The organism is Streptomyces scabiei 87.22, assembly GCF_000091305.1.
GTDB lineage: Bacteria > Actinomycetota > Actinomycetes > Streptomycetales > Streptomycetaceae > Streptomyces > Streptomyces scabiei.
The window spans coordinates 3,112,019-3,124,947 of record NC_013929.1; the positions used below are offsets into that span (position 1 = coordinate 3,112,019).

Annotated in this window: 13 protein-coding genes; 2 read left to right on the forward strand and 11 right to left on the reverse strand. The window is 70.3% G+C overall.

Features of this window, described 5'->3' with window-relative positions; genetic code table 11:
• Window positions 1-224 precede the first annotated feature (224 nt).
• Window positions 225-1,355, reverse strand: coding sequence for a tRNA 2-thiouridine(34) synthase MnmA (gene mnmA, locus SCAB_RS12945; protein ID WP_013000514.1), 1,131 nt, complete (start codon window positions 1,353-1,355; stop codon window positions 225-227).
• Between the two features lie 60 nt (window positions 1,356-1,415).
• Here mnmA and SCAB_RS12950 point away from each other — a divergent pair, with 60 nt between their 5' ends.
• The gene (locus SCAB_RS12950; protein WP_013000515.1) at window positions 1,416-2,135 is read left to right on the forward strand and encodes an N-acetylmuramoyl-L-alanine amidase; all 720 of its coding nucleotides are present in this window, start codon (window positions 1,416-1,418) and stop codon (window positions 2,133-2,135) included.
• A gap of 31 nt (window positions 2,136-2,166) precedes the next feature.
• Here SCAB_RS12950 and SCAB_RS12955 read toward each other — a convergent pair whose 3' ends face one another.
• The 3 genes from SCAB_RS12955 to SCAB_RS47700 form a co-directional block, all read right to left on the reverse strand.
• Complete coding sequence (locus SCAB_RS12955; protein ID WP_013000516.1) at window positions 2,167-3,336, reverse strand: cysteine desulfurase family protein; 1,170 nt, start codon at window positions 3,334-3,336, stop codon at window positions 2,167-2,169.
• Between the two features lie 73 nt (window positions 3,337-3,409).
• On the reverse strand, window positions 3,410-3,700 hold the full coding sequence (locus SCAB_RS12960; protein WP_013000517.1) for a hypothetical protein: 291 nt from the start codon (window positions 3,698-3,700) through the stop codon (window positions 3,410-3,412).
• A 103-nt stretch (window positions 3,701-3,803) separates the two neighbouring features.
• Window positions 3,804-3,968 carry a hypothetical protein gene (locus SCAB_RS47700; protein ID WP_013000518.1) on the reverse strand — a complete coding sequence of 55 codons (165 nt, stop codon included), beginning with the start codon at window positions 3,966-3,968 and terminating at the stop codon, window positions 3,804-3,806.
• 148 nt (window positions 3,969-4,116) lie between these two features.
• Between SCAB_RS47700 and SCAB_RS12970 the strand changes: the two genes are divergently transcribed.
• The gene (locus SCAB_RS12970; protein WP_013000519.1) at window positions 4,117-4,743 is read left to right on the forward strand and encodes a TetR family transcriptional regulator; all 627 of its coding nucleotides are present in this window, start codon (window positions 4,117-4,119) and stop codon (window positions 4,741-4,743) included.
• 158 nt (window positions 4,744-4,901) lie between these two features.
• Here SCAB_RS12970 and SCAB_RS12975 read toward each other — a convergent pair whose 3' ends face one another.
• The 7 genes from SCAB_RS12975 to SCAB_RS13005 form a co-directional block, all read right to left on the reverse strand.
• Complete coding sequence (locus SCAB_RS12975; RefSeq protein ID WP_013000520.1) at window positions 4,902-5,756, reverse strand: thioesterase family protein; 855 nt, start codon at window positions 5,754-5,756, stop codon at window positions 4,902-4,904.
• Between the two features lie 117 nt (window positions 5,757-5,873).
• Entirely contained in the window at window positions 5,874-6,509 is a 636-nt protein-coding gene (locus tag SCAB_RS12980) for a trimeric intracellular cation channel family protein (RefSeq protein WP_013000521.1), read from the reverse strand.
• Between the two features lie 63 nt (window positions 6,510-6,572).
• Window positions 6,573-7,874 (reverse strand): ABC transporter ATP-binding protein, encoded by a 1,302-nt coding sequence (locus SCAB_RS12985; protein WP_013000522.1) that lies wholly within the window; start codon window positions 7,872-7,874, stop codon window positions 6,573-6,575.
• A complete protein-coding gene (locus SCAB_RS12990; protein ID WP_013000523.1) occupies window positions 7,871-8,965 on the reverse strand; it encodes an ABC transporter ATP-binding protein in 1,095 nt (364 codons plus the stop codon). The genes SCAB_RS12985 and SCAB_RS12990 overlap by 4 nt, the downstream gene beginning before the upstream one ends.
• Complete coding sequence (locus SCAB_RS12995) at window positions 8,962-9,969, reverse strand: ABC transporter permease (protein ID WP_013000524.1); 1,008 nt, start codon at window positions 9,967-9,969, stop codon at window positions 8,962-8,964. Before SCAB_RS12995 ends, SCAB_RS12990 begins: the two co-directional genes overlap by 4 nt.
• A 69-nt stretch (window positions 9,970-10,038) precedes the next feature.
• Entirely contained in the window at window positions 10,039-11,796 is a 1,758-nt protein-coding gene (locus SCAB_RS13000; RefSeq protein WP_231884989.1) for an ABC transporter substrate-binding protein, read from the reverse strand.
• Window positions 11,797-11,870: 74 nt separating this feature from the next.
• Window positions 11,871-12,869, reverse strand: coding sequence for an ABC transporter permease (locus SCAB_RS13005; protein ID WP_013000526.1), 999 nt, complete (start codon window positions 12,867-12,869; stop codon window positions 11,871-11,873).
• Between the last annotated feature and the right edge of the window lie 60 nt (window positions 12,870-12,929).

Consider the following 12,929-nt stretch of genomic DNA (forward strand, 5'->3'; position numbering starts at 1 on the left):
AGGGGCGTCCCGGGACGGATCCGGGTGCTGCGACGGGTCCGGGGACGGGCCCCGGGGCGGGTCCGTCTGTCCCGCCGGATCTGTGGCTGTCATGGCGACCTCCTACGTCCCCCTGCGGCCCGCCAGGGCCTCCTGGAAGAGCTCGAAGCTCACCAAGCAGCCTGCGGCCCGGACGCGGGGACGGCTACCCGGGGAGGGGCGATCGTGGCCGCGCGCCCGCGCCCCTAGGAGACGGCCGCCCCGGCGCGCGTGGTGGAGGCGATCGTCGCCGACCCCACCACGCGCGTGCCGTCGTACAGCACGATCGCCTGGCCGGGGGCCACCCCGCGCACCGGCTCCGTGAAGGACACCTCCAGGGTGCCGTCGACCGGTTCCGCGCGGACCTCGGTCTCGCCGCCGTGCGCGCGCAGCTGGGCGGTGTAGGTGCCGGGGCCGGTGGGGGCCGCGCCGCACCAGCGGGGGCGGATCGCGGTCAGGGCCTCGACGTCGAGGGAGGACGCCGGGCCGACGGTCACCGTGTTGTTCACCGGGGAGATGTCGAGGACGTAGCGCGGCTTGCCGTCGGAGGCGGGCGTGCCGATGCGCAGGCCCTTGCGCTGGCCGATGGTGTAGCCGAACGCGCCCTCGTGGGTGCCGAGGACGGTGCCGGACTCGTCGACGATGTCGCCCTCGGAGCGGCCCAGGCGGTTCGCGAGGAAGCCCTGGGTGTCGCCGTCGGCGATGAAGCAGATGTCGTGGGAGTCGGGCTTCTTGGCGACGGCGAGCCCCCTGCGCTCGGCCTCGGCGCGGATCTCGTCCTTCGTCGTCACGGTGTCGCCGAGGGGGAACATCGCGTGGGCGAGCTGCCGGTCGTCGAGCACGCCCAGGACGTACGACTGGTCCTTGGCCATGTCGGAGGCGCGGTGCAGCTCCCGGGTGCCGTCCTCGCGCACGATCACCTGGGCGTAGTGGCCGGTGCAGACGGCGTCGAAGCCCAGGGCGAGGGCCTTGTCGAGCAGGGCCGCGAACTTGATCTTCTCGTTGCAGCGCAGGCAGGGGTTCGGGGTGCGTCCAGCCTCGTACTCGGCGACGAAGTCCTCGACGACGTCCTCGCGGAAGCGCTCGGCGAGGTCCCACACATAGAAGGGGATGCCGATGACGTCGGCGGCGCGGCGGGCGTCCCGGGAGTCCTCGATCGTGCAGCAGCCGCGCGCGCCGGTCCGGAACGACTGCGGGTTGGCGGACAGCGCCAGGTGGACGCCCGTCACGTCGTGCCCGGCTTCCGCCGCGCGGGCGGCGGCCACGGCGGAGTCGACCCCGCCGGACATGGCGGCGAGGACACGGAGGGGGCGGGGGCGCTGCGGGATCTCAGTCATAACCCTTCCAGGGTACGGGGCGCCGGGAACCGGAACCCGCGGATATCCGTTGACGGTCTCGTGGGAACGAGAAGGGCTTCGAAGAGCGGATCCGGGGGCGGCGGCGCGAGCGCCTCCGGCGGCGGGGACACGGGCCGGCGCGTCGGGCGGCGGGCGCTGCTCATCGGCACGGCCGTGGCCGCCGTCGGTACGGCCGTGGTGGCCCAGGACGAGCTGAAGCGCGCCTGGTGGCGGGTGCCCGGTGTCGCGAAGCCGCGCAAGGCGGGTGAGGTCGACTACGCGGGCGCGAAGTGGATCGAGGCCTCGGACGCGAACTGGCGGCTGGCGGACCGGCCGGACGACTTCGGCGTGGACATGGTGATCATCCATGTCACCCAGGGCAGTTTCGCCAGTGCGGTCAAGGTCTTCCGGGACCCGGCGCACGGCGCGGCCGCGCACTACATCGTCCGCAAGGACGGCCGTGTCACCCAGATGATCCGCGAGCTGGACGTGGCCTACCACGCGGGCAACCGCGACTACAACGAGCGCAGTGTCGGCATCGAGCACGAGGGCTTCGTGGAGAAGCCCGAGGATTTCACCGCGGAGATGTACGAGGCGTCGGCGCGGCTGACGGCCCGGATCTGCGCGCGGTACGACATCCCCGTCGACCGTGAGCACATCCTCGGCCATGTCGAGGTGCCGGGGACGGACCACACCGACCCCGGCGAGGGCTGGGACTGGGACCGCTACATGAAGCTGGTCCGCGCGGCGGCGGCCGCGGAGTCGTCGGCCTCCGCCTGACGCGACGGGCGCTCCTCGGCTCGGACCCGCGTCAGCTCAGGCCCGCGTTGCGGGCGCGTTCCACCACCGGGCCGATGGCCTTGGCGACCGCCTCGACGTCCGCCTCGGTGGAGGTGTGGCCGAGGGAGAAGCGGAGGGTGCCGCGGGCCAGCTCCGGGTCGGTGCCGGTGGCGAGGAGGACGTGGCTCGGCTGGGCGACCCCGGCGGTGCAGGCGGAGCCCGTGGAGCACTCGATGCCCTGGGCGTCGAGCAGCAGCAGCAGGGAGTCTCCCTCGCAGCCGGGGAAGGTGAAGTGGGCGTTGGCCGGGAGGCGTCCCCCCGGTGCCGGGTCACCACCCAGGATCGCGTCCGGCACCGCCGTACGGACCGCTTCGACCAGGGCGTCGCGCAGGGCGCCGATCTCCCGGGCGAACCACGCGTGCTGTTCGGCGGCGAGCCGTCCGGCGACCGCGAAGGAGGCGACCGCCGGGACGTCGAGCGTGCCGGAGCGGACGTGGCGCTCCTGGCCGCCGCCGTGCAGGACGGGGACGGGGCTGTACTCGCGGCCCAGCAGCAGCGCGCCGATGCCGTACGGGCCGCCGACCTTGTGGCCGGAGACGGTCATGGCGGCGAGGCCGGAGGCGCCGAAGTCGACCGGGATCTGACCGAACGCCTGGACGGCGTCGGCGTGCAGCGGGACGCCGAACTCCTGGGCCACGTCGGCCAGTTCACGGACCGGCATGATCGTGCCGATCTCGTTGTTGGCCCACATGACGGTGGCGAGGGCCACATCGTCGGGGTCGCGGGCGAGGGCCTCGCGCAGCGCGTCCGGGTGGACCCTGCCGTACGCGTCGACGGGGAGGTACTCGACGGTGGCGCCCTCGTGTTCGCCGAGCCAGTGGACGGCGTCGAGGACCGCATGGTGCTCGACGGGGCTGGCGAGGACACGGGTACGGGCCGGGTCGGCGGCACGGCGGGCCCAGTACAGGCCCTTCACGGCCAGGTTGTCGGCCTCGGTTCCGCCGGAGGTGAGGACCACCTCGCTCGGCCGGGCTCCGAGGGCTTCGGCGAGGGTCTCGCGGGCCTCCTCGACGGTGCGCCGCGCTCGGCGGCCGGAGGCGTGCAGCGAGGAGGCGTTGCCGGTGACGCTCAGCTGGGCGGTCAGGACCTCTGCCGCCTCGGGGAGCATCGGGGTGGTCGCCGCGTGGTCGAGGTAAGCCATGGTGAGCCGATTCTACGGGCCCCGTACAGGTGGCCTCGGGGTGCTCTCGGTCCGGGCGGCACCCGGCTCCGCGTCAGAAGCTCCAGGAGACCGTGTCGGTGCTCTGCATCAGCGCGGCCAGGACCACCAGGTCGGCGACGCCCAGCCCGAGGCCGAGGAAGGCACGGCCCCGTCGCGTCGTGCCGCGCTTCAGGGCGACGGCCGCCAGGACGATGGCGATGGGACCGAGGAAGAGGTTGAGGACCAGCAGCCCGAGGAGGCCGAGGACGAAGGAGGCGACGGCCATGCCGTCGGCGTCCCGGCCCCCGGTACGGGTGCGGGTCGTGGTGGTTCCGGTCTGCGGACGTGCGGCGGTGAGCTGCATGGTCGGTCTGCTCCCTACGGGCTCTCGGGGGACGGTCGTTCGCGGGGAACGGCGGGTCGGTGGTGGACGGTCGGCGGGGTGAGCGGTCGGGCGCGCCGGCCGGTCAGTCGGTGGTGCGGCTCCGGCGGGCGTGGCGCTCGCGGTAGGCGAAGACGGCCAGCCAGAGGGCGATCCCGGCGGCCAGGGCGGACGAGACGGCCATCGGCACATGGGCGACGGTGCCGAGGACGACACCCAGCAGCAGTAGTGCGGCGACCAGGAACAGCATGAGGGACCCGCCTCTCGTTTCGGTTCGTCGGTCCGGTCCGTCCGGTGACGCTTGGGTGAACGATTGTGGTTACAACTGTTCACTGACTCCCAAGTCTAGCGCGTCGCCCGGCTTTTCATTTACGGAGAACAGTTGTTAACTGCATGGCATGAGTCACACTCTCGGCGTCCGGCAGGTCCAGAAGCAGCGGACCCGGCAGGCGCTCATGGACGCCGCGCTCGGGCTGCTGGAGGAGCAGAGCCTCAGCAGCCTCGGACTGCGCGAGGTCACCCGGGCCGTGGGCGTCGCCCCCACCGCCTTCTACCGGCACTTCCGGTCGACCGCGGACCTCGGTGTCGCGCTGGTCGAGGAGGTGCTCGGCAGTCTGCACGCGGTGGTCGCGGATCTGATGTCGGCGGTGGGCGACAGTGACGAACTCATCGAGCGCGCCGTCGATCTGATCGCCCGCCATGTGGACGCGTACCCCGCACACGTCAGGTTCATCGCACGCGAACGGCACAGCGGGGTCCAGCCGGTGCGGGACGCCATCCAGGGGCAACTGGCCCGGTTCGCCGAGGAGGTGCGCGACGATCTGGCCACCCGGCCGGAGACGGCGGGGTGGACCGACGACGACCGGCTGATGCTGGCGGGGCTGTACGTCGATCAGATGCTGGTGACCGCCTCGCTGTTCCTGGCGGTCCTGGACGCTCCGGAGGAGGAACGCGTCCGGGTGACGCGGCTGGCGAGCCGCCGCATGCGGCTGATCAGCATCGGCTGCCGCCACTGGCTGGACTGAGCGCCCGCGACACCACAAGGGCGCCCCCGTGCACGGGGGCGCCCTGTCCGTCCGCTTCCACCCGACGGGGCCTGGCAGTTCCGTCCGCCCGAGCAGTAATCGCCCGAGGTGGACGACGAGGTGTCGCCGGAGCCGCCCGACGCGCCCGCCCGGCCGCCTCAGTCCGACAGTCGCGCGCGGGCCAGTTGCCGGGACTGTGCGACCAGCCGGTCCGCGCTGTCCCAGACCTCCGCGTCCTCCTCCAGGAAGCCGCCGGCGAGGTTGCGGGTGGTGAGGGCGACCCGGAGCGGGCCCGGCGCCGGGCGGCACCTGACGTGGACGGTCAGTTCGACCGTCGGGACCCAGCCCTTCAGGCCCATCTCGAACGCGGTCGGCGGCAGCGCGTCCACCGCGAGGAGCAGGGAGAACGGGTCGGCGTCACGGCCGTCGGCCAGACCGAACCAGGACCGCATCTCGCCCTTGCCCGACGGCGCGCCGAGCACCCAGCCGAGGGTCGCGGGATCCAGCTTGAGGAACAGCCGGTCGGTGATCGCGGAGCCGCCGGGGACGGGACCGGGCGCGTCCTGCGGGCCGAAGCACTGCTCGACCGGCGGGAACGCGGGCGGTGTCGCCGTCGTGCGGACGTCGTCCGGGAGCGCGTCGAGGTCGCCGTAGGAGGCGAGGACCCGTATCCGCTCGATCTCGCGGCCGGCGTCGTCGTACTGGAAGAGGGACGCCTGGCCGGTCGACAGGGTCCTGCCGGTGCGGACGACATCCGTGCGCACGACCGCCGGGCCCGGCTGGGAGGCGGTCAGGTAGTGCGCGGAGATCGTGAACGGGTCGCCGTGCGGCAGCGTGTCGGCGAGGGCGCGGCCGAGGACGGCGAGAAGGTAGCCGCCGTTGACGGCACCGATGATGGTCCAGCCGGCGGAGAGGTCGATGTCGTAGACGCCGGGTGCGCGTCGGGTGACCGCGGTGTCCCGGTCGAACTCACTGTCGCCGATGGTGGCCTGTACGGAAGCTGCTTCGGGCATGGGTGAACCGTACAACAGGAGATTACTAAGCGGTAGCTTTATGCGTTGCGGTGGCGTTTCCTCCGCGCGGGCCCCGATCGCCTCGGCTCTCCCCCTCCGGCCCCTCCCTCGCCGGCCTCACCCCTCCTCGACCGCTGCCGACCGCCGGTTCCAGGCCCGTGGCGCCCGCCAGTGGTACCGCATCGCCAGCAGCCGCAGCACGAAGGCCGTGATCGCGGCGAGTGCCGAGGTGAAGGGGGTCAGGGCGTCCTGGCTGATGCACAGGACGACCATCCCGGCACCGACCATCGCGGGCACGGCGTACAGGTCGCGGTCCCAGCGCAGCAGCGAGGGCACCTCGTTGGCGAGGACGTCCCGCAGCACACCGCCGCCGACCGCGGTGGCGAGGCCGAGGACGAGGGAGGCGGTCAGGCCGAGGCCGTAGTCGTACGCCTTCGCCGTGCCCGCGACGCAGAACAGGCCGAGGCCGGCGGCGTCGAAGACGTTGACCCCGGCCTGGATGCGCTCCACGTGGGGGTGCAGGAAGAAGACGAGGAGGGCGGCGAGCAGCGGGGTGACGAAATAGCCGAGATCGGTGAAGGCGGCCGGCGGTACGGCGCCGATGACCAGGTCGCGGAAGAGCCCGCCGCCGAGCGCGGTCACCTCGGCGAGGACGGCGATACCGAAGACGTCGAAGTTCTTGCGGACGGCCAGCAGCGCGCCGGAGATCGCGAAGACGAAGATGCCGATCAGGTCGAGCGGATAGGGAGACACCCCTATATTGTGACGCAGCAGCGAGCCCCCACCTTCCATTGCAAGGCGGGGGCTCGTTCTCGCTTACTTGTCGTCGGCGCCGCCGGACTCCTCGGCGGCCTCCGGCTCCTTGGCGGTCTTGGGCTTCTCGACAGCCTCGGGCTCCGCGGCGGCCCCGGTCGCGGCGGGCGGTTCCGCCGCGGCGGGGGGCTCGGTCGCGGCGGGGGGCTCGTCCGCCGCCGGCAGCTCGGGCTCCGCGGGCGGCGCCTCCGTCGTCTTCACCGTGTCCGGTACCAGCTCGGCCGCCTCCTTCGCGGCCGTCAGCAGGACGACGTCCTGCGGCTGCTGGTCCTCGAAGTTCTCGGGGTGGTGGCAGGCGACCCGCTGCCCCGGCCTCAGTTCGGCCAGCGGCGGCTCGGTGGTCGTGCAGACCTGCGTGGCCTTCCAGCACCGGGTGTGGAAGCGGCAGCCGCTCGGCGGCGCGATCGGCGAGGGCACGTCGCCCTTGAGCAGGATGCGCTCGCTCTTGGCGCCCCGGCGCGACGGGTCCGGGATCGGCACGGCCGACAGCAGCGCCTTGGTGTACGGGTGCATGGGCGCGGTGTACAGGGAGTCCCGGTCGGCCAGCTCCACGATCTTGCCGAGGTACATCACGGCGATGCGGTCGGAGACGTGGCGGACCACCGAGAGGTCGTGCGCGATGATCACGTACGTCAGGCCCAGCTCGTCCTGGAGGTCGTCCATCAGGTTGACGACCTGGGCCTGGATTGACACGTCGAGCGCGGAGACCGGCTCGTCCGCGACGACCATCCGGGGCTTGAGGGCGAGCGCGCGGGCGATGCCGATGCGCTGGCGCTGGCCGCCGGAGAACTCGTGCGGGTACCGGTTGTAGTGCTCGGGGCTCAGGCCCACCAGCTCCAGGAGGCGCTGGACCTCCTTCTTCACCCCGCCCTCGGGCTGGACGCCCTGGAGCTTGAACGGCGCCGAGACGATGGTGCCGATGGTGTGCCGGGGGTTCAGCGAGCCGTACGGGTCCTGGAAGATCATCTGGACGTCGCGGCGCAGCGGACGCATCCCGGCGGTCTTGAGATGCGTGATGTCGGTGCCGTCGAACTCGATCTTGCCGCCGGACGGCTCCAGCAGACGGGTGATGAGCCGGCCCATGGTCGACTTGCCGCAGCCGGACTCGCCGACGACGCCGAGGGTCTCGCCCCGGCGCACCTCGAAGTCGATGCCGTCGACGGCCTTGACCGCCCCGACCTGCCGCTGGAGCAGGCCCTTCTTGATGGGGAAGTGCTTGACCAGGCCCTCGACCCTGAGCAGTGGCTTCTCGTCGGAGTCGGCGCGCGGGGCCGGCACGGCGGCCCGGGTCTCAGTCTCGCTCACAGCTTCGGCGCAATCTCTTCGGTCCAGATCCGCGTACGGTCCTCCTGCGACAGGTGGCAGGCGGTGAAGTGCCGGCCGCCGACCTCGCGCAGGTCGGGGCGCTCGGTGCGGGTGATGTTGTCCTTGGGGACGTCCGCGTAGGGGCAGCGCGGGTTGAAGGCGCAGCCCGAGGGCACGTTGATGAGGCTCGGCGGCTGGCCCTTGACCGGGATGAGCCGGTCCGTCTGGGCGCGGTCGATGCGCGGCATCGAGCCGAGCAGACCCCAGGTGTAGGGGTGCTGCGGCTGGTGGAAGATGTCGTCGACCGGGCCGCGCTCCACACAGCGGCCGCCGTACATCACGAGGATGTCGTCGGCGATCTCGGCGACCACCCCGAGGTCGTGCGTGATGATGATGACCGCGGAGCCGAACTCCTTCTGCAGATCCCGGATCAGGTCCAGGATCTGCGCCTGGACGGTGACGTCCAGGGCGGTCGTGGGCTCGTCGGCGATCAGCAGTTCGGGGTTGTTGACCAGGGCCATGGCGATCATGGCGCGCTGGCGCATACCGCCGGAGAACTCGTGCGGGTAGCCGTCGACGCGCTTGTGGGGCTCCGGGATGCCGACGCGGTCGAGGAGTTCGATCGCGCGCTTGCGGGCGACCTTCTTGCTGACGTCGTGGTGGACCCGGTACGCCTCGACGATCTGGCTGCCGACCCGGTAGTACGGGTGCATCGCGGACAGCGGGTCCTGGAAGATCATCGCCATGTCGCGGCCGCGCAGCCGGCGCACCTCGTCGGGGCTCGCCCCGACGAGCTCCTTGCCGTCGAGCCAGATCTCGCCCGACATCCGCACGTTCTTGCCGCGCGCGCCAAGCCGGTGCAGGCCCATGATCGCCAGCGAGGTCACCGACTTGCCGGAGCCGGACTCGCCCACGATGCCGAGGGTCTTGCCCTTCTCCAGCTGGAAGGAGAGGCCGTCGACGGACTTGACCACGCCGTCGTCGGTGGGGAAGTGCACCTTGAGGTCGCGCACTTCGAGGAACGCCTCGGGGGCGTCCCCGGCGCGTGCGGGCTCGCCGACGGCGGCCCCGGTCTTGGACAGTTCGGTCACGAGAGCCTCACCCGCGGGTCGATCGTGGCGTACAGCAGGTCCACCACAAGGTTCATGAAGACGACGAAGAACGCCGCGAGCAGGGTCACCCCGAGGATCGGGGGCAGGTCGTTGGCGCTGATCGACTGGACCGCGTACTCGCCGATGCCGTGCAGGGAGAACACGGTCTCGGTGATGAGGGCGCCGCCGAGGAGCAGGCCGACGTCCATGCCGAAGACCGTCACCAGCGGGGTCAGCGCGGCCCGCAGACCGTGCTTCACGACCACGTTGCGCTCACGCAGGCCCTTGGCCCGGGCGGTGCGGATGTAGTCCTCGTTCATCGTCTCCAGCATGCCCGAGCGGGTGAGCCGGGCGTAGATGGCCGAATAGAGGAGGGCGAGCGAGCACCACGGCAGGAAGAGGGTGTTGGCCCACTGCGAGGGGTTCTCGGTGAAGGGGACGTACGTCCGGCCGAAGATCTCCAGCTGGTAGCTGAACAGCAGCAGGGCGAGCTGGCCGGTGAAGAACATGGGCAGGGAGACGCCCGCGAGCGCGACGCCCATGGCGGCCCGGTCGAAGAACGAGCCCGGTTTCAGTGCGCTGATGACACCCGCCGCGATACCGCCCAGCAGCCACAGCACGGCGGCGCCGGAGGCGAGCGAGATGGTCACCGGCAGCCGGCTGGTGAGCTGCGGCCAGACCTCCAGGTGGTCCTTGAAGGAGTAGCCGAAGCAGGGGGCGTCACAGTGGACGGTGGTGGGCCCCAGGTCGTACGTGGCACCGGAGACAATGCCCTTGATGAAGTTCCAGTACTGCTCGTAGACCGGCTGGTCCAGGCCGAGGTTCCGCTTGACCGCCGCGATGTCCTCGGGCGAGGGGTTCTTGCCGATGTACTGCTGTGCCAGCTGTTCGGCGGTCTGCCCGGCGAGCTTCGGCAGGATGAAGAAGATGCCGAAGGTGACCGCGGTGACGACGAGCAGCAGGATCACCGCCGCGATCGTCCGGCGGATGATGTACGAGATCACGAGGACCGGCGCCGGCGCCCGCGGGTGTGCTCACCCGCGGGCGCCAATGCCTTCACCTGCCTTCCGGGGCTACTTCTTTTCCTTGACACCGATGTTGAGGTAGTCGTACTGACCGCTGAAGGCCGAGGACGACACCAGGTTGGTGGCGTACGGCGAGCGGTACAGCAGGACCTTGAAGTAGGTCAGGGGCACGATGGCGGCCTGCTCCATGACCTTCTTGTCGACCTCGGTGTACGCCGCGGTGCGGGCGGCCTCGTCCGTGTTGCCGATCGCGTCGTCCAGCAGCTTGTTGACCGCGGGGTCGTTCAGCTCGGACAGGTTGGTGTTGCCGGACTGGCCGATGGCCTTGCCGTGCACGATCTGCTGCAGGAAGCCGTAGCCGGTCGGCCAGTCGGAGCCCCACTGCATCATGATCAGGCCGATGTCGTTCTTCTTGTTGAACTTCGGCACACCCGCGTAGTCGGAGAAGTACTTGCCCGACGGGTACTGCTTGATGTCGGCCTGGATGCCGACCTTCTTCAGCGCCTCGACGACCGCGGTGGCCGCGTCGACCTCGCCCTGACGGTCGGTGCGGGCGGAGATGGAGGTCTTGAAGCCGCCCTCCTTGCCACAGGCCTTCAGGCTCTCCTTGGCCTTGGCGACGTCACCCTTGTTGTCCGGGGTGGCGTACAGGTCGGCCTTCTCGTAGCCCGTGACGTCCGGGGGAAGCACCGTGGAGGCGATGTCACCGCGGATCGGGCCGCCCATGGCGGTCTGCACGGCGACCTTGTCGATCGCGTACTCGACGGCCTTGCGGCAGTCGACGTTGTCGAACGGCGCGACCTTGGTGTTGATCGCCGTGTAGACGAGACGGCCGCCGGACGCGTTGTCCGTGTTGGCCTTCTGGTCCTTGTCCTTGAGGACCTGGGCCTGGGTCTGGGCGTCGACACCGGTGCCCTGGATGTCGATCATGGTGTCGCCGGACATGACGTCCTTGTCGATGGTGGCCTTGTTGACCTTCAGGTTCACCACGATCTTGTCCGGGTACTGCTTGCGCAGCGGGTCCGTCTTGGCGTCCCACTCCGTGTTGCGGACGAGGACGATCTGCTTGCCCTCGTCGTACTTCTGGAACTTGTACGAGCCGGTGGAGACGACCTTCTTGGTGTAGTCGACGCCGGTGTCCTTGGCCTTCGGCACCGGAGCCGTCTGCGGCATGCTCGCCAGGTAGTCGAACTCGGAGAACGCCTTGTTGAGCTTGAAGACGATCGTGTAGTCGTCCGGCGTCTCTATGGAGGAGATGCCCTTGTCGCTCTTGTCGGCGTAGGGACCCTTGTACTTCTTCGGGTCGTTCAGCATCTGCTGGAAGTAGTTCGGGCCCAGCGAGAGCACGTCACGCGCGAAGTTCGAGCGCTCCACGGCGTACTTGACGTCCTTGGCGGTGACCTCGGTGCCGTCCTCGTACTTGACACCCTTGCGGATCTTGTACGTCCAGGTCTTGCCGCCGTCGCTGGGGGTGCCCGCGCTCTCGGCGAGGTCGGGGACCAGCTCGTTGCCCTTCTCGCCCGGGCCGGGCTTGAAGGTCATCAGCGGACGCGCGTAGAGGCGGCTGAAGTTGAAGCCGTACGCGTAGTACATGTTGCCCGGGTCGAGGGACTCGGGGGCGTCGGAGCTGGCGTAGGTGACCGTGCCGCCCTTCGCCGTGGACTCGTTCACGACACCCGTGGTCGCGGCGTTGGCGCCGGCTCCCTTGGGGGCGTCGTCCGTACCGTCGTCCGCCTTGCTGCAGGCGGACAGAAGCAATCCGGCGCTGCTCACAACCGCGACAGCGGCCATTGCTGACCTTCGCATGATGGTCGGTTTCTCCTTCGTAGTTGGACAGTTGTGTGGGACTGCGGGCCACAACCGGGCCGCGGGCGCAGACGTCAGCGGCTGCGGGGGTCGAGGGCGTCCCGGAGGCCGTCACCGAGGAGGTTGAAGGCCAGCACCGTGATGAAGATCGCGAGGCCGGGAACGATCATGTACTGCGGGTCGACCTCGAAGAAGTCGACCGCCTGGTTGAGCATGCCGCCCCAGGATGCCTGCGGCGGCTGGATCCCGACGCCGAGGAAGCTGAGCGACGCCTCGAAGATGATGTTGGTCGGGATGAGCAGGGTCGAGTAGACGATGATCGGGGCGACGAGGTTCGGCAGCAGCTCCTTGAACAGGACGTACGGGCCGCCGGCGCCCATCCCCCGCGAGGCGTCGATGAACTCGCGCTCGCGCAGGGCCAGGGTCTGACCCCGCACGATGCGTCCCATGTAGGGCCAGTTGAAGAAACCGATCACGAAGATCAGCACCGAGATGTGCAGGGGCAGACCTTCGAGACCGAAGGCGCCGCCCTGCAGCGTCGCGGAGATGGCGATCGCGAAGAGCAGCAGAGGGAACGCCAGGAAGGTGTCCATCAGCCGGCTGACGATCGTGTCGACCCGGCCGCCGTAGTACCCGGCGACCAGGCCCAGGACCACGCCGATGGCGTTGGACAGGATCGTCGCGCCGAAGGCCACGACCAGGGAGACCCAGGAGCCCTCCAGGATGCGGGCGAGGATGTCGCGGCCGAACTTCGGCTCGACACCGAGCGGGTGGTCCCAGCTCATCCCGCCGAAGTCGCCCTTGGGCAGGGAGGTGTTGGGGTCGATCAGGTCCTGGTTGAACGCGTTGGGGTCCAGCCCCAGCAGCGACTGCAGCGGCCGGGAGAAGGCCGCGACCAGGATCAGCAGAACGACGATGAGACCGCCGGCGACGGCCACCTTGTCGCGCTTGAAGCGGGTCCAGGCGATCTGGCCGAGCGAACGGCCCTCGATCTTCTTGGCCTCGACACCTTCCAGCACGGCTTCGGGCTGCGCCTCGGCCTGCGATCCGGTCGTCTCAATGGGTGCGGTCATCGTCCCTCGTGCTTGCCCGTGCCGGTGGTTGCCGACTGTGCCTGGCGGCCGCCCGGGTCT

Bases quoted from the DNA above. Each gene is read 5' to 3' on its own strand.
- mnmA (WP_013000514.1), bottom strand. From the start codon at position 1,355: ATGACTGAGATCCCGCAGCGCCCCCGCCCCCTCCGTGTCCTCGCCGCC.
- SCAB_RS12955 (WP_013000516.1), bottom strand. From the start codon at position 3,336: ATGGCTTACCTCGACCACGCGGCGACCACCCCGATGCTCCCCGAGGCG.
- SCAB_RS12960 (WP_013000517.1), bottom strand. From the start codon at position 3,700: ATGCAGCTCACCGCCGCACGTCCGCAGACCGGAACCACCACGACCCGC.
- SCAB_RS47700 (WP_013000518.1), bottom strand. From the start codon at position 3,968: ATGCTGTTCCTGGTCGCCGCACTACTGCTGCTGGGTGTCGTCCTCGGC.
- SCAB_RS12970 (WP_013000519.1), top strand. From the start codon at position 4,117: ATGAGTCACACTCTCGGCGTCCGGCAGGTCCAGAAGCAGCGGACCCGG.
- SCAB_RS12975 (WP_013000520.1), bottom strand. From the start codon at position 5,756: ATGCCCGAAGCAGCTTCCGTACAGGCCACCATCGGCGACAGTGAGTTC.
- SCAB_RS13000 (WP_231884989.1), bottom strand. From the start codon at position 11,796: ATGCGAAGGTCAGCAATGGCCGCTGTCGCGGTTGTGAGCAGCGCCGGA.
- SCAB_RS13005 (WP_013000526.1), bottom strand. From the start codon at position 12,869: ATGACCGCACCCATTGAGACGACCGGATCGCAGGCCGAGGCGCAGCCC.